This window comes from Pseudomonas sp. SLFW, assembly GCF_009905615.1.
Taxonomy (GTDB): Bacteria; Pseudomonadota; Gammaproteobacteria; order Pseudomonadales; family Pseudomonadaceae; genus Aquipseudomonas; species Aquipseudomonas bambusae.
Window position 1 is genome coordinate 13,480 of record NZ_JAAAKW010000002.1, and the last position, 18,777, is coordinate 32,256.

17 protein-coding genes are annotated in these 18,777 nt (G+C 60.1%); 13 read left to right on the forward strand and 4 right to left on the reverse strand.

The genetic code is table 11. The annotated features are described in order from the left end of the window. Nucleotides 1-156: 156 nt before the first annotated feature. From GVN17_RS03415 to GVN17_RS03455, 9 genes are all read left to right on the forward strand, one after another. Nucleotides 157-1,464: a CitMHS family transporter gene (locus tag GVN17_RS03415; protein ID WP_166593839.1), complete on the forward strand. Its 1,308-nt coding sequence runs from the start codon at nt 157-159 to the stop codon at nt 1,462-1,464. A 66-nt stretch (nt 1,465-1,530) separates the two neighbouring features. Beyond that, a complete protein-coding gene (locus GVN17_RS03420) occupies nt 1,531-2,298 on the forward strand; it encodes a TerC family protein (protein WP_166593840.1) in 768 nt (255 codons plus the stop codon). A gap of 330 nt (nt 2,299-2,628) precedes the next feature. After that, entirely contained in the window at nt 2,629-4,272 is a 1,644-nt protein-coding gene (locus GVN17_RS03425) for a Na/Pi cotransporter family protein (protein ID WP_166593841.1), read from the forward strand. Between the two features lie 67 nt (nt 4,273-4,339). Then, nucleotides 4,340-5,722 (forward strand): pitrilysin family protein, encoded by a 1,383-nt coding sequence (locus GVN17_RS03430; protein ID WP_166593842.1) that lies wholly within the window; start codon nt 4,340-4,342, stop codon nt 5,720-5,722. A 142-nt stretch (nt 5,723-5,864) separates the two neighbouring features. Beyond that, nucleotides 5,865-7,019, forward strand: a complete 1,155-nt coding sequence (locus GVN17_RS03435) for a DUF5924 family protein (protein ID WP_256665086.1) — start codon at nt 5,865-5,867, stop codon at nt 7,017-7,019. 8 nt (nt 7,020-7,027) lie between these two features. Next, nucleotides 7,028-8,197: an ABC transporter permease gene (locus GVN17_RS03440; RefSeq protein WP_166593843.1), complete on the forward strand. Its 1,170-nt coding sequence runs from the start codon at nt 7,028-7,030 to the stop codon at nt 8,195-8,197. Further along, on the forward strand, nt 8,194-9,000 hold the full coding sequence (locus GVN17_RS03445; RefSeq protein WP_166593844.1) for an ATP-binding cassette domain-containing protein: 807 nt from the start codon (nt 8,194-8,196) through the stop codon (nt 8,998-9,000). The genes GVN17_RS03440 and GVN17_RS03445 overlap by 4 nt, the downstream gene beginning before the upstream one ends. Then, entirely contained in the window at nt 9,000-9,938 is a 939-nt protein-coding gene (locus GVN17_RS03450; RefSeq protein WP_166594267.1) for an MlaD family protein, read from the forward strand. Before GVN17_RS03445 ends, GVN17_RS03450 begins: the two co-directional genes overlap by 1 nt. After that, nucleotides 9,935-10,585 carry an ABC-type transport auxiliary lipoprotein family protein gene (locus GVN17_RS03455; protein ID WP_166593845.1) on the forward strand — a complete coding sequence of 217 codons (651 nt, stop codon included), beginning with the start codon at nt 9,935-9,937 and terminating at the stop codon, nt 10,583-10,585. Before GVN17_RS03450 ends, GVN17_RS03455 begins: the two co-directional genes overlap by 4 nt. Here the strand turns inward: GVN17_RS03455 and GVN17_RS03460 are convergent. The 3 genes from GVN17_RS03460 to GVN17_RS03470 form a co-directional block, all read right to left on the reverse strand. Continuing rightward, nucleotides 10,558-11,796: a nucleoside recognition domain-containing protein gene (locus tag GVN17_RS03460; RefSeq protein ID WP_166593846.1), complete on the reverse strand. Its 1,239-nt coding sequence runs from the start codon at nt 11,794-11,796 to the stop codon at nt 10,558-10,560. The genes GVN17_RS03455 and GVN17_RS03460 overlap by 28 nt on opposite strands. A gap of 126 nt (nt 11,797-11,922) precedes the next feature. Then, nucleotides 11,923-12,576, reverse strand: a complete 654-nt coding sequence (locus GVN17_RS03465) for an HAD family hydrolase (protein ID WP_166593847.1) — start codon at nt 12,574-12,576, stop codon at nt 11,923-11,925. 192 nt (nt 12,577-12,768) lie between these two features. After that, the gene (locus GVN17_RS03470; protein WP_166593848.1) at nt 12,769-13,314 is read right to left on the reverse strand and encodes a gamma carbonic anhydrase family protein; all 546 of its coding nucleotides are present in this window, start codon (nt 13,312-13,314) and stop codon (nt 12,769-12,771) included. 76 nt (nt 13,315-13,390) lie between these two features. On the opposite strand from GVN17_RS03470, the gene prlC reads away from it, so the two are divergent. Next, nucleotides 13,391-15,478, forward strand: coding sequence for an oligopeptidase A (gene prlC, locus GVN17_RS03475; RefSeq protein ID WP_166593849.1), 2,088 nt, complete (start codon nt 13,391-13,393; stop codon nt 15,476-15,478). Continuing rightward, nucleotides 15,475-15,762: a YheV family putative zinc ribbon protein gene (locus tag GVN17_RS03480; protein ID WP_166593850.1), complete on the forward strand. Its 288-nt coding sequence runs from the start codon at nt 15,475-15,477 to the stop codon at nt 15,760-15,762. The genes prlC and GVN17_RS03480 overlap by 4 nt, the downstream gene beginning before the upstream one ends. 86 nt (nt 15,763-15,848) lie before the next feature. Here GVN17_RS03480 and GVN17_RS03485 read toward each other — a convergent pair whose 3' ends face one another. Then, a complete protein-coding gene (locus GVN17_RS03485; RefSeq protein ID WP_166593851.1) occupies nt 15,849-16,523 on the reverse strand; it encodes a dual specificity protein phosphatase family protein in 675 nt (224 codons plus the stop codon). Between the two features lie 195 nt (nt 16,524-16,718). On the opposite strand from GVN17_RS03485, the gene GVN17_RS03490 reads away from it, so the two are divergent. Continuing rightward, complete coding sequence (locus GVN17_RS03490) at nt 16,719-17,777, forward strand: PA0069 family radical SAM protein (RefSeq protein ID WP_166593852.1); 1,059 nt, start codon at nt 16,719-16,721, stop codon at nt 17,775-17,777. A 240-nt stretch (nt 17,778-18,017) separates the two neighbouring features. Next, nucleotides 18,018-18,752, forward strand: a complete 735-nt coding sequence (locus GVN17_RS03495) for a carbonic anhydrase (RefSeq protein ID WP_166593853.1) — start codon at nt 18,018-18,020, stop codon at nt 18,750-18,752. Nucleotides 18,753-18,777: the final 25 nt, after the last annotated feature.

Below are 18,777 nucleotides of genomic sequence, written 5' to 3' on the forward strand. Positions count from 1 at the left end.
CGGCCCGGCCCATCTACAACAACAATTCGGTGATTCTGATGCTCGCTTTCGCTCCGCAGTACCCCTTGCACGCTCTCCAACGCCACGCGCAGCTCGTCTTGAACTGATCGCTTCATCACGTCCGTTCCCACGTCGCGTCACGTCCGGAGTATTTCTATGTTGACCTTCCTCGGCTTCGCCATGGTCGTTGCCTTCATGTACCTGATCATGAGCAAACGCCTGTCCGCGCTCATTGCCCTGATCATCGTACCTATCGTATTTGCGCTGTTCGGCGGTTTTGCGGCGGGTATCGGCCCGATGATGCTCGCCGGCATTACCAAACTCGCGCCGACCGGCGTGATGCTGATGTTCGCCATTCTCTACTTCGCGCTGATGATCGACTCAGGCCTGTTCGACCCGGCCGTGCGCAAGATCCTCAAGCTCGTCAAAGGTGACCCGGTCAAAGTGTCGGTCGGCACCGCCGTGTTGGCGTTGGTCGTCTCGCTGGACGGCGACGGTGCAACCACCTACATGATCTGCGTTGCAGCGATGCTCCCGCTGTACAGCCGCCTGGGCATGAGCCCGCGCATCATGGCGGGCCTGATCATCCTGGCGGGTGGCGTGATGAACATGACGCCGTGGGGTGGTCCGACCGCTCGCGCCGCCAGCGCTCTGCATGTCGACCCCTCCGATATTTTCGTGCCGATGATTCCGGCCATGCTTGCCGGTGTGATCGCGATTCTGGCGATCGCCTATTTCTACGGCAAACGCGAGCGCGCACGTCTGGGCGAACTGCATCTCCCAGGCGATGAAGTCGATCACAGCGAAATCAGTGTCTCGCAATTTCCCGACGCTCGCCGTCCCAAACTGATCTGGTTCAACGGTGCGTTGACCCTGGCGCTGATGGTCGCGCTGATCATGGGCCTGTTGCCACTGCCGGTGCTGTTCATGATCGCGTTCAGTATTGCGATGATCGTCAACTATCCCTGCCTGCAAGCGCAGAAGGATCGTGTCGCCGCCCATGCGGGTAGCGTGCTGGCAGTGGTCGGGTTGATTTTCGCGGCGGGGATTTTCACCGGTATCCTGACCGGCACCGGTATGGTCGATGCGATGTCCAAAAGTTTGCTGGCGGTGATTCCGGACGCGATGGGGCCGTATCTGGCCGTCATTACCGCCATCGTCAGCATGCCGTTCACCTTTTTCATGTCCAACGATGCGTTTTACTATGGCGTCTTGCCGGTGCTGTCCGAGGCCGCGTCGCATTACGGCATCACCCCGGTGGAAATGGCACGTGCCTCGATCGTCGGCCAACCCGTCCACCTGTTGAGCCCGCTCGTGCCATCGACTTATCTCTTGGTGGCCCTGGCGGGTATCGAATTTGGCGATCACCAGCGCTTTACCCTCAAGTGGGCCGTGCTGGTGTGCGTATGCATAATGGTCGCAGCGCTGCTGATGGGGATATTCCCGGTCTTCAGCAGTCTATAAGGCACATTACTCCCCCGCTGCCGCGCGAGTGACAGCGGGGATCTGACAAGCTCAAAGGAAAACCTAATGGAATGGCTGACCAACCCTGAGATCTGGGTTGCTTTCTTCACCCTGACTGCCCTGGAGATCGTTCTGGGGATCGACAACATCATCATGATCTCGATTCTGGTCAGCCGCATGCCCAAGGCGATGCAACCGCGCACCCGGATTTTCGGCCTCGCGCTGGCGATGGTCACGCGCATCCTGCTGTTGCTGTCGATCACTTGGGTCATGCGCCTGACGGACGACCTGTTCGTGGTGCTCGGCCAAGGCATCTCGGGCCGCGATCTGATCCTGTTCTTCGGTGGCCTGTTCCTGCTGTGGAAAAGCTCGCAAGAGATCTACCACGGCATGGAAGGCGAAGAGGAGGAGATCGACGAGCCGAAAGGCAAGGGCGGCATGTTCCTGTACACCATCATCCAGATCGCCATCATCGACATCGTGTTCTCGCTGGACTCGGTGATCACGGCGGTCGGCATGGTGTCTCATGTGCCGGTCATGGTCGCTGCGATCATCGTCGCCGTGCTGATCATGATGCTGTGCGCAGGGGTCATCAGCGACTTCATCGAGAAGCACCCTTCACTGAAGATGCTGGCGCTGTCGTTCCTGATCGTGGTGGGTACGGTGCTGATCGCCGAGTCGTTCGACGTGCACGTGCCTAAAGGCTATGTGTACTTCGCCATGGCGTTCTCGCTGGCGGTGGAAGCGATCAACATCAAGATGCGCACCTCGATGGCCAAGAAGAAGGCGATGAAAGAGCCGGTGAAACTTCGCAAGGACGTTCCGGGTCAATAACATCCCTGTGGGAGCGAACTCATTCGCGATGCGGACGTACAGCCGATACAAATGTGTCGGATGTCATAACCCATCGCGAATGAAGTCGCTCCTACAGTTTGTTTCGGCGACGACTTGCCAAACGGCTGATTTGTGACAGATTTGTTTCAAGAAATAATCGTCTGTGCCATGCTGGCATTAAGGCTCCAAGCCGACTAAAAGCTTTAGTTGAGTGTGCTGACCACGTCAGATGGGCACGCGCTTTCGCTCGCTACACGCTGCACTTTCAATCTTTTGCCCATGAGTGCCGGCCAGTCTGGCCCGCCGGGCAACCAACAGGGGGCTTTCCGTATGCTGACCCTGCTCGATTTGCTTTCCGCCGTCGCGCTGTTGATCTGGGGCACGCACATCGTTCGGACTGGCATTCTGCGCGTCTATGGCACGCAGCTGCGCCGCGTGCTGAGCCAGAACATGTCCAAACGCCCACTGGCCTTCGTCGCCGGGATTCTCGTCACCGCCTTGGTGCAAAGCAGTAACGCCACCGCCATGCTGGTGACGTCCTTCGTCGGCCAAAGCCTGATGGGGCTGACGCCTGCCTTGGCGATCATGCTCGGCGCCGACGTCGGCACGGCGGTGATGTCGCGAATCCTGACGTTCGACCTGTCGTGGCTCTCGCCGCTGCTGATCTTTCTCGGCGTTATCCTCTTCCTGTCGCGCAAACAGACCCGCGTCGGTCAGCTCGGCCGCGTCGGAATCGGCCTGGGGCTGATCATTCTGGCATTGCAGCTGATCGTCACTGCCGCCGCGCCGATCACCCAAGCGGCTGGTGTGAAAGTGCTGTTCGCCTCGCTGACCGGCGACTTGCTGCTCGACGCCTTGGTTGGCGCGATGTTCGCGCTGATTTCCTACTCCAGCCTCGCCGCTGTCCTGCTGACCGCCACGCTCGCAGGCGCTGAAATCATCGGCTTGCCGGTGGCGATTGGTCTGGTGATTGGCGCCAACATCGGCAGCGGTTTGCTGGCCTTCCTCAGCACCAGCATGCAGAACGTCGCCGGGCGTCAGGTCGCGCTGGGCAGCCTGCTGTACAAGCTGATCGGCCTGCTGCTGATCTTCCCCGTGCTGACACCACTGGTGCACTGGATGGAAACGCTGGACGCCAGCCCGTCGAGCCTGGTCATCAGTTTTCACGTGATTTACAACTCGCTGCGTTGCCTGATCATGCTGCCCACGGTTGGCCCGATGGGGCGACTGTGCGCGTCGCTCCTCCCTCAAGCGGCCGAGGTCAACGGTCAAAACAAGCCTCGTCATCTGGACCTGACCGCGCTGGCAACGCCGAGCCTGGCGCTGGCCAACGCCGTGCGAGAAACCCTGCGCATGGGCGATCTGATCGACAGCATGCTCAATGCGATGCAAGAAGTGCTGCGCGGCAACCAGACAGCGGTCACCCAGGAAGTCCGCCGACTTAACGATGAAGTCGAGGTGCTGTACAACGCCATCAAACTGTACCTGGCGCAAATGCCCCGCGAAGACTTGAGTGATCAGGACAACCGCCGTTGGGCCGAAATCATCGAGCTGGCGATCAACCTCGAACTGGCCAGCGGCCTGATCGAGCGTATGCTGCGCAAGGTGCAGCAGCAGAAGACGTCACAACGCCGGTCGTTTTCCGACGTGGGACTGGAAGAACTCTCCGGCCTGCACGAGCAATTGATGGCTAACCTGCGTCTGGGCTTATCGGTGTTCCTCAGCGGCGACCCGGAAAGTGCTCGTCAATTGCTGCGCGAGAAACGTCGTTTCCGGGCACAGGAGCGACGCCTGGCCCATGCCCATGTCAGCAGACTGCAACGTAAAATCGTGCAGAGTATCGAGACCAGTTCGTTACACCTTGAGCTGATCGCCGACATGAAACGACTCAATTCACTGTTCTGCAGCAGCGCCTATGTCGTCCTCGAAACCTCAGACACTGGCGCCTTGTCCAGCGAAAGCCAGCCAGAGTAATCGCGGTGAACGCCGGGGCCGGTCAGCAGTCTGTTACTCATACCGGCCCGCAAGGAAGCCCGTTTTTATGCGTTGCCTGCTGTTCGCTGTCTTGTTTCTGATATCCCTTCCATCCATGGCGATAGACCGCTTTCAAGTGGAAGGCTATGTGTTGCCGAACGGTTTGCAACTGGTGCTCAAGCCTGCTGAGAAGGGGCATGTGTCGATTCGCTTGGTCGTGGGCATTGGCTTCGATGATTTCCCCTGCGCCGACAAGGAATTGCCGCATTTGCTGGAGCACTTGCTGTTTAGCGGCGTCGACGATTCCGGCGAAGGCGGGCTCGAACAGCAGATGCAGGCACTGGGCGGCGAGTGGAACGCGTTCACCAGCAACACCGACACCACCTTCGTGATCGAGGCGCCCGCGCAAAACCAGCGCAAGGTGCTTGACCTGCTGATCAGTGTGCTGACGCACACGCAGATCACCCAAGCCAATCTGGACACGGTCAAACGCATCGTCGAGCGCGAAGACGGCGGGCATTACTCGCATTTGCAGCGCTGGCTGGACAAGCGCGACCTCGGCCACGGCGCCAGCAGTCAATTGGCGGTGGAGCTGGGCCTCAAATGCGCTGAGCGTCCGGAAGTCGATCACATCACGCTGGATCAGATCGAGTCCATCCACGACAACTGGTATGCGGCCAACAACATGACGCTGATCATCGTCGGTGACCTCGACAAGCTGCTGCCCGCCTATCTGGAGCGCACCTTCGGCCAGCTGAATGCCGTGGACCCGACCGAGCATCCGCCGCTGGCGACCATCACCGAAAAAGCCGACGCGGAGCGCACATTGGTTCGCGGGGCATTGGGCGACGGCGCGAAGCTGCACTTGCTGTTTACCGAGCCGGACCTGGGCGACCAGCATGATGAGACCCTGGACTTGGTGAAGGCCTACCTGGACTGGGCGCTCTACAGCGAACTGCGTCTGAAGCAGGGGTATTCGTATGGCCCATGGGCTGACCGCGAAGCCTTCGGCGATACGGGGTTTCTCAGCCTGAACGCCGATTTGGATCGGGATGACGTCGACGCGGCCGTCAGTGCTGTGCGCGGGATGCTGGAGCGGCTGCGAAAGGATGGCATGGACCCGGCGACGTTTGCCCGGTTGCAGCAGGCGGCGATTGCCAAGGAGGCGTGGGCCGCTCAAGGCAACAGCGCGTTGGCGGACTATTACTGGGGCGCGATCAACGATTACGACGACGGCCACTTCGACGACCCGACCAAACGCCTGCGCGGCGTGAGCCTGGATTTGGCGAACAGGGCCATGCGCCAGCTGTTGGCACAGCCGGGGTATCTGCGCATCGAGGAACCGCTGGTCAGTTATGACGAGTTGTACGAGATCGGCGTCGCATTAGCGGTATTGGCCGCGCTGCTGATCGCGTGGCGCTGGCGGGTGTATAAAAAACGCCCGCTGTGAGGAAGATCGTTTCTGGCCGGACGCCTAGGTGCGTTCGGCAGAATCAAAAGCAGTCAACGCTACGTCTCAGCATTGGTATCCTGCCAAGGATTTTTTTCCTACAGCCGAAGTGATCACCGAAATGCCGGACCTCAACGCTCTGATGCAGAACTCCCTCGTACAGCGTGTGCTGGAGTTCATCAAACGCTATCCGGGCCTGATCGCGCTGTTCGGGTTTTGTTCTGGGGTTGGCAGTTTCATCCTCGTTGATCGCCAGGCACGGCCCGCTAGCTGGATCGCGATCATCCTGCTGATCAGTTGGCTTTGGTTGATGGTGGAAAACAGCGCTGTCAGGCTCATCGCCAAACTCCTCAAACGCGAAATCCCTCAGCCGCTGTTGCGCTACGCCACGCAGATGATCCATCAGGAAAGTCTGTTTTTTGTCCTGCCGTTCTTTTCCATCACCACGACCTGGAATAGCGGCCAGCTCGCGTTCACCGGGTTGCTAGCCGTGGCAGGGCTGATTTCGATCATCGATCCGCTGTATTACAAATGGCTGGCGCCCCGGCGGTGGCTGTTTCTGGCGCTGCACACCCTGACGCTGTTCGCGGCGATGCTCACCGCGCTGCCGATCATCCTGCACCTGACCACCGCCGAGAGTTACAAACTGGCGTTGGCGACCGCCATGCTGCTGTCCATTCCGAGTCTCGCGTCGAGCTTCCCCGTCACCAACTGGAAGCGCGGTGTCGGCCTGGTGATCCTGACGCTGGCCATCGGCGGCGCGGGCTGGTTGCTGCGATCGTGGGTGCCACCGGCGACGCTGTGGATGACCGAAGTGGCCGTGAGCACTCAGTTCGACAACCAGAACCGCACCCCCGGCGAAAGCATTCAGGAAATCGGCGTCAACCAACTGCGCAGCAGCGGCCTTTACGCTTACACCTCGATCAACGCGCCTCGCGGTCTGGACGAGCGGATTTATCACGTTTGGCGCCACAACGGCGAAGAAGTGGACCGAATCGCTCTAGACATTCACGGCGGACGTAAGGAAGGCTATCGGGCGTGGACACACAAACAGAATTTCCCGCCGGACGTGCTCGGCAAATGGCAGGTGAGAGTGCTGACAGAGGATGGCCAGATGATCGGCGTATTGCGCTTCCAGGTGACCGACACCGATCAGCCTGCGGTGACTCGCAAAAAGATCAAACCAGCAGGTTTGAAGCCCAATGCAGATACGTTGGGTTCGTCTGATTCGGATGACGACAAGGGAGATGACGATAAGCCATCATCGAGCTCGCCCGCACCGGCCAAAACCAACTAAGCTCGTGCATGACCCCAACGACCGACCTGGTTACCCACACGCCCAAGGCACCGGGCAGCGCCGTACTGGATACTTCGACTCAACCCACGCAGCTGTGGATAGTCGGGGACTGGACGCTTGCCCACTACCACGATCTGAAGCGGCAGACCGATGCCTTGAGCGACGGTTTCAGTTCTGCGACGCACGTGGACATGAGCCGATTGGGCGCCCTCGACACAGCCGGGGCGTCGCTGCTGGTCGAGTTGCTGGGCGCGCAACGCTTGCGGCTTCTGGCGGTTCAGGCTCCCAATCTTCCAGAGTCCAGCCGCGCCCTGATGCAGACCATCCAGAGCGCCCTTCACGATTATTGCCAGCCACTGAAAGACCCGGAAGTCGCCGTCGGCACCCAACTGTTGGCACGAGTTGGTTCGGCGGTAGAGGTGCTCTGGCGCGACACGCTGCAACTGCTCGGCTTCATCGGGCTGATCCTGCAAACCTTCGTCGCGACGATGTTCCGCCCTCGACGCTGGCGCACCACCTCGGTGATCGCCCACATCGAACAAATCGGCCTGGACGCGGCGCCCATTGTCGCGCTGCTAACGTTCATGGTCGGTGCTGTGGTGGCGTTCCTCGGTGCTACCGTTCTCAAGGCCTTCGGCGCGACGATCTTCACCGTCGATCTCATCGGCTTCTCGTTCCTGCGGGAGTTCGCGGTGCTGCTGACGGCGATTCTGTTGGCAGGCCGCACCGCCAGCGCCTTCACGGCCCAGATCGGCTCGATGAAAGCCAACGAAGAGCTGGACGCCTTACAGACGCTGGGGCTGAGTCCTACGGAAATGCTGGTCTTGCCCCGCGTGCTTGCCTTGCTCATCTCACTGCCAATACTGACCTTTCTGGCGATGATCTGCGGCATCGTCGGCGGTGGTGTGGTGTGCGCGCTCTCGCTGGGGATTTCGCCCGCGATGTTTCTGTCGCTGATGCAGGCGGATATCGGCGTGCAGCATTTTCTGGTGGGGATCGTCAAAGCGCCGATCTTCGCTTTCTTCATTGCCGCGATTGGGTGCCTGGAAGGCTTCAAGGTCGAGGGCAGCGCGGAGTCGGTGGGCGCTCACACGACGTCAAGCGTGGTGCAGTCGATTTTCGTCGTCATCGTGCTGGACGCATTGGCGGCGATGTTCTTCATGGAGATTGGCTGGTGACCCGACGTTGCGTTCAACCCACCGAAGCCGTGATTCAGGTACGCGGCCTGTGCAACCGCTTCGGCCCGCAGGTGGTGCACGAAAACCTCGATCTGGACCTGTATCGCGGGGAAATCCTCGCCGTGGTGGGCGGCTCCGGCAGTGGCAAATCGGTATTGCTGCGCAGCATCGTCGGCTTGCAGCGACCGGCTGAGGGAAATGTCCGAGTATTGGGTCAGGACTTGCTGAATCTCCCGGATAAGGCGCGCTCGCAGGTTGAACGACGTTTCGGCGTGCTGTTTCAGAAAGGCGCGTTGTTTTCTTCGTTGACCATTACTGAGAACGTTGCTCTGCCGCTGATCGAGCATGCGGGGCTGAGCCGTGAAGAAGCCGAACATCTCGCCGGAATTAAAATGGCCCTGTCCGGCTTGCCGTTGTCTGCGGCGCATAAGTACCCGGCGTCGCTGTCCGGCGGGATGATCAAGCGTGCCGCGCTGGCCCGGGCGTTGGCGCTGGACCCGGACATTCTGTTTCTCGATGAACCTACCGCCGGGCTCGATCCGATTGGCGCAGGCGCCTTCGATCAACTGATCCTGACCCTGCGTGATGCGCTGGGCTTGAGCGTGTTCATGGTCACGCACGATCTGGACACTCTCTACACCATCACCGACCGGGTCGCCGTGCTAGCCCAGAAACGGGTGCTGGTGGCCGACAACATCGACAAGGTGTCGGCCTACAAAGACGATTGGATTCACGAATACTTCCACGGCCCGCGCGGCCGCTCGGCCTATGCAGCGGCCACCCACCCACACGAGGTCTCATGATGGAAACCCGCGCCCATCACGTTTTGATCGGCCTGTTCACGGTGATCGTGGTCGCCGCTGCGTTGCTGTTCGGCCTGTGGCTGGCCAAGTCCAGCGTAGACACGGCGTTCAAGGATTATCAGGTGGTGTTTAACGAGGCCGTCACCGGTCTGTCTCGGGGCAGCCCCGTGCAGTACAGCGGGATCAAGGTGGGTGACGTGGTCAATCTGCGGCTGGACCCGCAAGACCCGCGCCGCGTGCTGGCGCAGATTCGCGTCGCCGGAGAAACCCCGATCAAACGCGACACCTTCGCCAAACTGGCCCTCGCCGGGATCACCGGCACGTCGATCATTCAGCTCAGCGGCGGCACGCCCCAGAGCGAACCGCTCAAGGGCGAAGACGGCAATTTGCCGGAAATCATTGCCTCGCCTTCGCCCATCTCGCGGCTGCTCAATGACAGCAACGACCTGCTCACCGGAATCAACACGCTGCTGCACAACGCCAACGAGCTCTTGTCGTCCAAGAACGTTCAGGCGCTGACCAAGACCATGGATCATCTGGAGCAGACCACGGCAGTGATTGCTGACCAGCGCGACGACATTCGTCAGACCCTCAAGCAATTGCTGGCGCTGAGTAAGCAGGCCAGCAGCACGCTGGATCAGACATCCACTGCAATGCGCAACGCCAACATTCTGTTCACGGTCGATGGCAAACAGGCCATCGCCACCGGGCAGGCGGCGATGGTGTCGTTGCAGCAGAGCACCGATACCATCAATCAGTTGATCAAGGCGAATAAAGGGTCGGTGGATGGCGGGCTCCAGGGGCTGGGTGAACTGGGTCCGGCGATTCGCGAGCTGCGTGAAACGCTGGCCTCGCTCAAGACCATTTCCCGCAGCCTGAACGCCAACCCCAGCGGCTACCTGCTCGGTAGCGACAAGAACAAGGAGTTCGAGCCATGAGGCTTGCCCGTCATTCCTTTACCCGGCTGTTGCTCGCGAGTGCGCTGATGTCCTCGGCCTTGTCGATGACGGCCTGTTCGATCCTGCCCAAACAGGAACCATCAGACGTATACCGCTTGCCCACGGCCTCGACCGCCAGCAAGGTTACGGCCCCTGTCGATTGGTCATTGCGCGTGGCGAGACCCAAAGCCAGCGAAACGCTCGACAGTCCACGCATCGCGGTTATTCCCCAGGGCGACGTGATCAGCAGCTATAAAGGCGCGCGCTGGAGCGATCCGGCCCCTGTGCTGCTGCGCAACCGGCTGACTGATGCGTTCTATCGCGACGGCCGCGTGCAATCGATCAGCACTGACGACAGCAACCTGCAGGCGGATTTCGAGCTGGGCGGGGAGTTGCAGGCGTTTCAGAGCGAATACCGGGGCACCGCCGTCGACGTGGTGATTCGTCTGGACGCGCGGCTTGTCGATGATCATCAGCGCATCATCGCCAGCCGCCGCTTCGAGGTGCATCAGCCGGTGACCGACAAGCCCGTCTCAGCCGTGGTAGCGGGCTTCGGGCAGGCCAGCGATGCCCTAACCGCCCAAGTGCTGCAATGGACCGTGGAGCAGGGCCAGCGGCGTTACGCTGCCGAGCCGAAGAACCAATAGCAGACCGCGATGGCCGCGATCACACCGGACAGTTCCGCCAGCAAGGCGCAACCCACGGCGTGACGGGCGCGCTGGATACCGACCGCGCCGAAGTACACGGCCAGCACGTAGAAGGTGGTTTCCGTGCTGCCCTGAATGGTTGCGGCCACCAGCGCCGGGAAGCTGTCCACACCTTGGGTTTTCATGGTCTCGATGAGCATGGCCCGCGCCGCGCTGCCTGAGAACGGCTTGACCAGCGCGGTGGGCAGGGCATCGACGAAACGGGTGTCCAGGCCCATCCACTGGATGGCGTGGCGGATGCCTTCCAGAATCAAGTCCAACGCTCCGGACGCACGCAACACGCCCACTGCACAGAGCATCGCCACCAGATACGGCAGCAGGTTTTTCGCCACGTCGAAGCCTTCTTTTGCGCCCTCGACGAACGTTTCGTACACCTTGACCTTGCGCAGCGCGCCGACCACCAGAAACAGCATGATGATGCCGAACAGCGTGACGTTGCCCAGGATCGACGACAGGCTCGACAGCGCCGTGGCCGACAAACCGGCGAGGATCGCCATGAAACCGCCCAACAGCAGCGCGCCGGGAATCAGATAAGCCAGCACCACCGGGTCCCACAGACGCAGTCGCTGCATGAACGCCACCGAGAGCAGGCCGACGAGGGTCGAAGCGCTGGTGGCCAGCAGGATCGGCAGGAAAACCATGGTCGGATCGAGCGCGCCTTGTTGGGCGCGGTACATGAAGATGGTGACGGGGAGCAGGGTCAGGGAAGAGGCGTTGAGCACCAGAAACAGGATCTGCGCATTGCTGGCGACGGTCTGGCTGGGGTTCAGTTCCTGCAACGAGCGCATGGCCTTGAGCCCGATGGGCGTTGCCGCGTTGTCCAGACCGAGCGCATTGGCCGCAAAGTTGAGGGTGATCAGGCCCAATGCCGGATGGCCGCGAGGGACTTCGGGCATCAGACGATGAAACAGCGGCGCGAGAACTTTACCGAGCCAATCGACGATTCCCGCCTTTTCAGCGATGTTGAGAAAGCCGAGCCAGAGGGTGAGGGTGCCGAACAGCAGAACCATGACCTCGACCGAGAGCTTGGCCATCGCGAAGATGCTTTCGACCATCGCGGCGAAGATCCCGGCGTTCCCTCCCACCAGCCATTGCGCCAGCGCGGAAATGGCCGCGACCACAAAAAAACCAAGCCATAGGCCGTTCAGCATCAGTCAATCCCCTCGCAAGATGCGAGGGATGATAGCGGCGGGGGCGCAAACAACAAACCTCTGGTTGTTTACGGATTCCTCTGGCTGCCGAGATTGCGCTTCTGCAGTGTTATCCGTTACGCGGCGTTATCGGGATTTGAGAAACGCCTGGTGCAGAGCCTTCAACGATTCGAAATGATACGTCGGCGCTTCGGCCGCCAGTTCTTCCCGACTGCCAAACCCATACCCCACCGCCGCCACATCCAGCCCGTTGCGCTTGCCACCGATCAAATCATGCTTGCGGTCGCCGATCATCAAGGTCTGCTTGGGATCGAGCTTTTCCTCGTCCAGCACATGCCGGATCAACTCGACCTTGTCAGTCCTAGTGCCGTCCAGCTCGCTGCCGTAGATCAGCTTGAAGTGCCGGGCGAAGTCAAAATGGCGAGCGATCTCATGGGCGAACACCCACGGCTTGGACGTCGCGATGAACAGCGTGCGGCCTTGATCCGACAGCAGGTCGAGCAGTTCGAACACGCCATCGAACACAAGGTTTTCGTACAGCCCGGTGACCTTGAAGCGCTCGCGGTAGAAGCCCACCGCCTCCCAGGCCTTCGCCTCGTCAAAGTCATAGGCGCGCATGAATTGCTGCAGCAGCGGCGGGCCGATGAAGTGTTCAAGCTGTGTGATGTCGGGTTCGTCGATGCCCAGTTTGCTCAAGGCGAACTGAATCGAGCGGGTAATGCCTTCGCGCGGATCGGTCAGAGTGCCGTCCAGGTCGAACAGAATATTCTGGTAATGCATGTCGTCTCTCAGAAGCGTGAGGTGAATCGCTTGGTGGCGCACGAACCCTGTGGGACCACACAACCCTGTGGGAGCGAATTTATTCGCCAGAGGCCGTTACATCCGATAGATATTTTTTTGGCTGTACCGACGTATCGCGAATGAATTCGCTCCCACAGGTTAATCAGTGTTCAGGGACATTGACGTTGTCAATCAAGGCTTGTCGAAACCCTCAGCCAAATGCTGATCCTTGAGCTTCACATAATTGGTCGCGCTGTAAGGGAAGAAGGCGATTTCCTTTTCCGTCAGCGGGCGAACCTGTTTCACCGGACGGCCCACGTACAGAAAGCCGCTTTCCAGACGCTTGCCTGGCGGCACCAGACTGCCCGCACCGATGATCACCTCATCCTCCACGACAGCACCGTCCATGATGGTCGTGCCCATGCCGATCAGAATGCGGTTACCCACCGTGCAACCATGCAACATCGCCTTGTGGCCAATGGTCACTTCATCGCCGATCAGCAGCGGAAACCCGTCCGGGTTGAACGGCCCGGCGTGGGTGATGTGCAGCACGCTGCCGTCCTGAACGCTGGTACGTGCGCCGATGCGGATGCGGTGCATGTCGCCTCGAACCACCGTCAGCGGCCAGACCGAACTGTCGGCGCCGATTTCGACATCGCCGATGACAACCGCCGAATGATCGACAAAGGCCCGTTCGCCAAGGGCTGGCGTGTGATTCTGGAACGTGCGAATGGCCACGATAGGCTCCTTCTCTGGCATTGATAGCAAGGCTATCCCTGTTAGATAGCTGCGGTCAGCGCCGATTGTAATTAAGATGCTCGGGTGTTTCTTCCAGCCAAGGTGCCAAACCGTGAGCGCGAACAACCCTCTTTTGCAACCCTACGACCTGCCACCTTTCTCGGCGATTCGCGCCGAGCACGTAAAACCTGCCATTGACCAGATTCTCGCCGACAACCGCGCCGCGATTGCCGACATCCTCGCCAAGCAAGGTGCTCAGCCTACATGGGCTGGCCTGGTGCTGGCGATGGACGAGCTGAATGATCGTCTGGGCGCCGCCTGGAGCCCGGTCAGCCACCTCAACGCCGTGCGCAACAGCGCCGAACTCCGCGAAGCCTACGAGTCGTGCCTGCCTGCGTTGAGCGCGTACTCGACCGAAATGGGCCAGAACCGTGAGCTGTTCCAGGCCTTCGAAGCCTTGGCGAACAGCCCGGAAGCTGCTGGTTTCGACGTTGCGCAAAAAACCATTCTGGAACACTCGCTGCGTGATTTCCGCCTGTCGGGCATCGACCTTCCGCCCGAGCAGCAGAAGCGCTATGCCGAAGTGCAGAGCAAGCTGTCGGAGCTGGGCAGCCAGTTCTCTAACCAACTGCTCGACGCGACTCAGGCCTGGACCAAGCACATCACCGATGAAGCCGCTCTCGCCGGGCTGACCGATTCAGCCAAGGCGCAAATGGCCGCTGCCGCTCAGGCCAAAGACCTCGACGGTTACCTGATTACTCTGGAGTTCCCGAGCTACTACGCGGTGATGACCTACGCCCAGAACCGCGCGCTGCGTGAAGAAGTCTACGCCGCGTACTGCACCCGTGCGTCGGACCAAGGGCCGAACGCCGGTAAGAACGATAACGGTCCAGTGATGGAACAGATCCTCGACCTGCGTCAGGAACTGGCCAAACTGTTGGGCTTCGCCAGCTTCTCCGAATTGAGCCTGGCCACCAAGATGGCCGAGTCCAGCGATCAGGTGCTGAGCTTCCTGCGTGATCTGGCCAAGCGCAGCAAGCCGTTCGCCGCGCAGGACCTGCAACAGCTCAAGGCCTATGCCGCCGAGCAAGGCTGCCCGGACCTGCAAAGCTGGGACAGCGGTTTCTACGGCGAGAAGCTACGCGAGCAGCGCTACAGCGTTTCCCAGGAAACCCTGCGCGCTTACTTCCCGATCGACAAAGTGCTGAGCGGCCTGTTCGTCATTGTACAAAAACTGTACGGCATCGAAATCGCCGAGCAGAAAGGTTTCGACACCTGGCACCCGGACGTTCGCCTCTTCGAAATCAAGGAAAACGGTCAGCACGTGGGCCGCTTCTTCTTCGACCTCTACGCCCGCGCCAACAAGCGTGGCGGCGCGTGGATGGACGGCGCCCGTGACCGTCGGCGCACCTCGGCGGGCTCGCTGCAAAGCCCGGTCGCCAATCTGGTGTGCAACTTCACTCCGGCGGATTCGGGTAAACCCGCCCTGCTGACTCACGATGAAGTGACGACCCTGTTCCACGAATTCGGCCATGGCCTGCACCACCTGTTGACCCGCGTCGAACACGCGGGCGCGTCGGGCATCAACGGCGTGGCGTGGGATGCGGTCGAGCTGCCAAGTCAGTTCATGGAAAACTGGTGCTGGGAGCCGGAAGGCCTGGCGTTGATCTCCGGTCATTACGAAACCGGCGAGCCGCTGCCTCAAGATTTGCTGGAGAAAATGCTCGCGGCGAAGAACTTCCAGTCCGGCCTGATGATGGTCCGTCAGCTGGAATTCTCGCTGTTCGACTTCGAACTGCACGCCACCCACGGCGATGGTCGCACCACGCTGCAAGTGCTCGAAGGCGTGCGCGACGAGGTCTCGGTGATGCGTCCACCGGCGTACAACCGCTTCCCTAACAGTTTTGCGCACATTTTCGCGGGCGGTTACGCAGCGGGTTACTACAGCTACAAGTGGGCTGAAGTGCTGTCTGCGGACGCCTTCTCGAAGTTCGAAGAAGACGGCGTGCTCAATGCCGAAACTGGCCGTGCCTTCCGCGAGGCGATTCTGGCCCGTGGCGGATCGCAAGCGCCGATGGTGCTGTTCGTCGACTTCCGCGGACGCGAGCCTTCGATTGACGCACTCTTGCGCCATTCCGGCTTGAGCGAGGACGCGGCAGCATGACCGATACACCGCACGTGATTACAAAAAAACGCTTCATCGCCGGGGCGGTCTGCCCGGCGTGCAGCGAACCTGACAAGTTGATGATGTGGAGCGAAGACGACGTCCCGCACCGCGAATGCGTGAATTGCGGGTACTCCGACACGCTGAACGCACAAGGGCAGTCAATTCCAAAAGAGTTGGGCACGCGGGTCAACAAACCTGCGGTGAAACCGGCGGATCCGAAGGTGCAAGGGGTGCAGTTCTTCCCGAATCCGAAGCTCAAGAAGCCGGTAGATCCTCAGTAGTCTTCTTCTCTGAAGCCGAAGCAGTCCGGCTTGCGGGCGGTAGCGATTTCAAATCGGCCGTCGGCAAGCCGTGCTGATAGGCGGGGCTACAATCGCCAGAGAATCGTCTGAACGCCCACCACATCTGTCTTCTGAAACCAGCCTTTGATCGCACAGCTTGCAAACGCGCTGGTGCTGCATGCGCCGCTGTTGAGCGCAGTTTTCAAAGCATCCACATCGACCTTGTTGATGTAATCGACGCCATGCTTGAGGCTGTCTTCATCCCCAAATCCCCCATGTTCCATCTCGTCTAGCGCGGCTTGCTTGGTCCAACCCTGCACGACAATGCGGTACATCGCGGCCACCAGGCCCGTCCGGTCAAGCCCGTGTTTGCAGTGCATCAGCACTGGCCCCTTTTCTTGCGCCGTTTGAATGGCGCGCAAGCTCTGGATAATGTCCGCGTCGTCGACATGAACGGTCTGCAGCGGAATCTGCACCTGCGCCACCGACGGGTCCGAGAGCCACTTGCTGTCACTTTCCTTGATGAAATCCACCACCGTCGCCACGCCCAGTTGTTTCAAAAGCGGCTGTGCAGCAGCGTCGGGCTGACGGCTCCGATACAGCGTTGGGGTCATTTGATAGAGGTTGTAATGCGTGTCGATCGGCTGGGCCCACTGGCTGGGGCGCGGCGTGGGTGAGGACGCGTCGTCAGCCTGAGCGAGCGCGCAAAAAGAAGTCGCCAACAGCGTGGCAAGCAGCGGAGCGATCAATCGAAGGCGCATTGAGCAGTACCGTTCAAGCGTGCAGGAATGGGAGTGCGGCGAGTGTCTGCGCTACGGGGTCAAGGCGACGTGAGGTAAATGTCAAAACTTCGTTGAGCGCCATTGATCGGCGCCGCGTGATTTTTCCGGCCGCAGCGTAGAGACGCCATGCATTTCGCGATACTGTATGCATAAACAGTAATCGGGAATGCTTGCATGTCCATTCCATTGCCACCCCGCGGCCGCGGTACGGCCACCAACCCTCACAATCGTTTTGCGCCGAACCGCTCGGTGGCCGAAGACGACGGCTGGTATCAGGAAGTGCCCGTGACACAAGGCACGACGGTCACGCTGGAAACCGCCAAAAGCATCATCGCGCGCAATTCGTCTCCTGACATTCCCTTCGACCGGTCGATCAATCCGTATCGCGGTTGCGAGCACGGCTGCATTTATTGCTACGCACGCCCCAGTCACGCGTACTGGGACATGTCGCCGGGGCTGGATTTCGAGACGAAGCTGATCGCCAAGACCAACGCCGCTGCGCTGCTCGAACAGCAGCTGTCGAAGCCCGGCTACAGCGTCGCGCCCATCACCTTGGGCGCCAATACCGATCCGTATCAGCCCATCGAGCGCGAATACAAAATCACCCGCGCCACGCTGGAAGTGCTGCTGCGTTATCGCCATCCCGTAACGATCATCACCAAAGGCTCGCTGATCCTGCGGGATCTGGACCTGCTGTCAGAACTCGCCAAACAGAACCTCGTGTCGGTGTTCATCAGCCTTACGTCGCTGGACGATGAGCTCAAACGCATCCTTGAGCCCCGGGCCGCCGCTCCCAAGGCCAGGCTGCGGGCGATTCGAGTGTTGCGCGATGCCGGGGTGCCGGTCGGGGTGCTGCTGGCGCCGATGATTCCGATGATCAACGACATGGAGCTGGAGAAACTCATGGCCGAAGCCAAGGCTGCCGGCGCATTGAGCGCAAGCTACGTAATGCTGCGGCTGCCGCTGGAAGTCGCGCCGCTGTTTGAGGAGTGGTTGCAGGCCCATTACCCGCAACGGGCCGAACATGTGATGAGTCTGGTTCGGCAGAGCCGTGGAGGCCAGGTGTATGACAGCCGTTTCGGTTCTCGAATGCGCGGAGAAGGGGTATTCGCTGAACTGCTGGCGCAACGCTACAGTATGGCGGTGAAGAAACTGGGGCTGAATCAGCGCGAGAGCTTCAAGCTCGATTGTGAAGCGTTCTGCCCGCCGGGTGGTCAGATGTCGCTGTTGTGACTCGGGTGGCGTCTCATTAGCTGATACAGGCGCGTGTATCGCTATCGCTTTAGATTTTCTAAAGCCAGACCCGCGATCTAGAGCGATGCATTCAGTTTCAATTAAGTTTTTATCGCTAAGGTGTTTCGCAAGTGACCGGCTGGTCGCGCACAGATGGAATTGTCCGTCATGCCAGAAAAAAGTGGGACATCCACGGGAATCACTGGAAACTCCACTTCAATCCGACAGAGAGGATGAGACATGAGCAACAGGGATAAACAACCTCAAGCTTCCACGGCCCCAGCCTCGGCCAAGGCTGAATCCGCTGACGAGGCGCTTCAGCATATCGTCGACGGCTTCAAACATTTTCGTCATGACGTTTTCCCTCAGCAGGAAGAGCTGTTCAAGAAGCTGGCGACCGCCCAGCATCCGCGAGCCATGTTCATCACCTGTGCGGATTCGCGCATCGTTCCCGAACTCATTACGCAAAGCTCCCCGGGCGACCTGTTCGTGACCCGTAACGTCGGTAACGTCGTGCCGCCTTATGGTCCGATGAACGGAGGCGTTTCCACGGCCATCGAATACGCGGTACTGGCGTTGGGCGTGCAACACATCATTGTTTGCGGCCACTCCGATTGCGGCGCAATGCGTGCGGTGCTGAATCCGGACACGCTGGAAAAGATGCCCACGGTCAAAGCCTGGCTGCGCCATGCCGAAGTTGCCAAGACGGTCGTTCAGGACAACTGCAGCTGCACCGGCGAACACGAAACCATGCACGTCCTCACCGAAGAGAACGTCATCGCCCAGTTGCAACATTTGCGCACTCACCCGTCGGTGGCGTCGAAACTGGCGAGCGGCCAACTGTTCATCCACGGTTGGGTCTACGACATCGAGACCAGCGAAATCCGCGCTTACGACGCTGAACAGGACGGCTTTCTGCCGCTGGACGGCGACCAGAAAATCCCGATGGCCACGCTGCCTCGCGGACGTTACTGATCATTGATTGATCACTGGATGAGCG

Excerpts from the sequence above, each read along its gene's own strand:
- GVN17_RS03415 (WP_166593839.1), top strand. The coding sequence starts at position 157 with ATGTTGACCTTCCTCGGCTTCGCCATGGTCGTTGCCTTCATGTACCTG.
- GVN17_RS03420 (WP_166593840.1), top strand. The coding sequence starts at position 1,531 with ATGGAATGGCTGACCAACCCTGAGATCTGGGTTGCTTTCTTCACCCTG.
- GVN17_RS03425 (WP_166593841.1), top strand. The coding sequence starts at position 2,629 with ATGCTGACCCTGCTCGATTTGCTTTCCGCCGTCGCGCTGTTGATCTGG.
- GVN17_RS03430 (WP_166593842.1), top strand. The coding sequence starts at position 4,340 with ATGCGTTGCCTGCTGTTCGCTGTCTTGTTTCTGATATCCCTTCCATCC.
- GVN17_RS03435 (WP_256665086.1), top strand. The coding sequence starts at position 5,865 with ATGCAGAACTCCCTCGTACAGCGTGTGCTGGAGTTCATCAAACGCTAT.
- GVN17_RS03440 (WP_166593843.1), top strand. The coding sequence starts at position 7,028 with ATGACCCCAACGACCGACCTGGTTACCCACACGCCCAAGGCACCGGGC.
- GVN17_RS03450 (WP_166594267.1), top strand. The coding sequence starts at position 9,000 with ATGGAAACCCGCGCCCATCACGTTTTGATCGGCCTGTTCACGGTGATC.
- GVN17_RS03455 (WP_166593845.1), top strand. The coding sequence starts at position 9,935 with ATGAGGCTTGCCCGTCATTCCTTTACCCGGCTGTTGCTCGCGAGTGCG.
- GVN17_RS03460 (WP_166593846.1), bottom strand. The coding sequence starts at position 11,796 with ATGCTGAACGGCCTATGGCTTGGTTTTTTTGTGGTCGCGGCCATTTCC.
- GVN17_RS03465 (WP_166593847.1), bottom strand. The coding sequence starts at position 12,576 with ATGCATTACCAGAATATTCTGTTCGACCTGGACGGCACTCTGACCGAT.
- prlC (WP_166593849.1), top strand. The coding sequence starts at position 13,391 with ATGCTCGGGTGTTTCTTCCAGCCAAGGTGCCAAACCGTGAGCGCGAAC.
- GVN17_RS03480 (WP_166593850.1), top strand. The coding sequence starts at position 15,475 with ATGACCGATACACCGCACGTGATTACAAAAAAACGCTTCATCGCCGGG.
- GVN17_RS03485 (WP_166593851.1), bottom strand. The coding sequence starts at position 16,523 with ATGCGCCTTCGATTGATCGCTCCGCTGCTTGCCACGCTGTTGGCGACT.
- GVN17_RS03490 (WP_166593852.1), top strand. The coding sequence starts at position 16,719 with ATGTCCATTCCATTGCCACCCCGCGGCCGCGGTACGGCCACCAACCCT.
- GVN17_RS03495 (WP_166593853.1), top strand. The coding sequence starts at position 18,018 with ATGAGCAACAGGGATAAACAACCTCAAGCTTCCACGGCCCCAGCCTCG.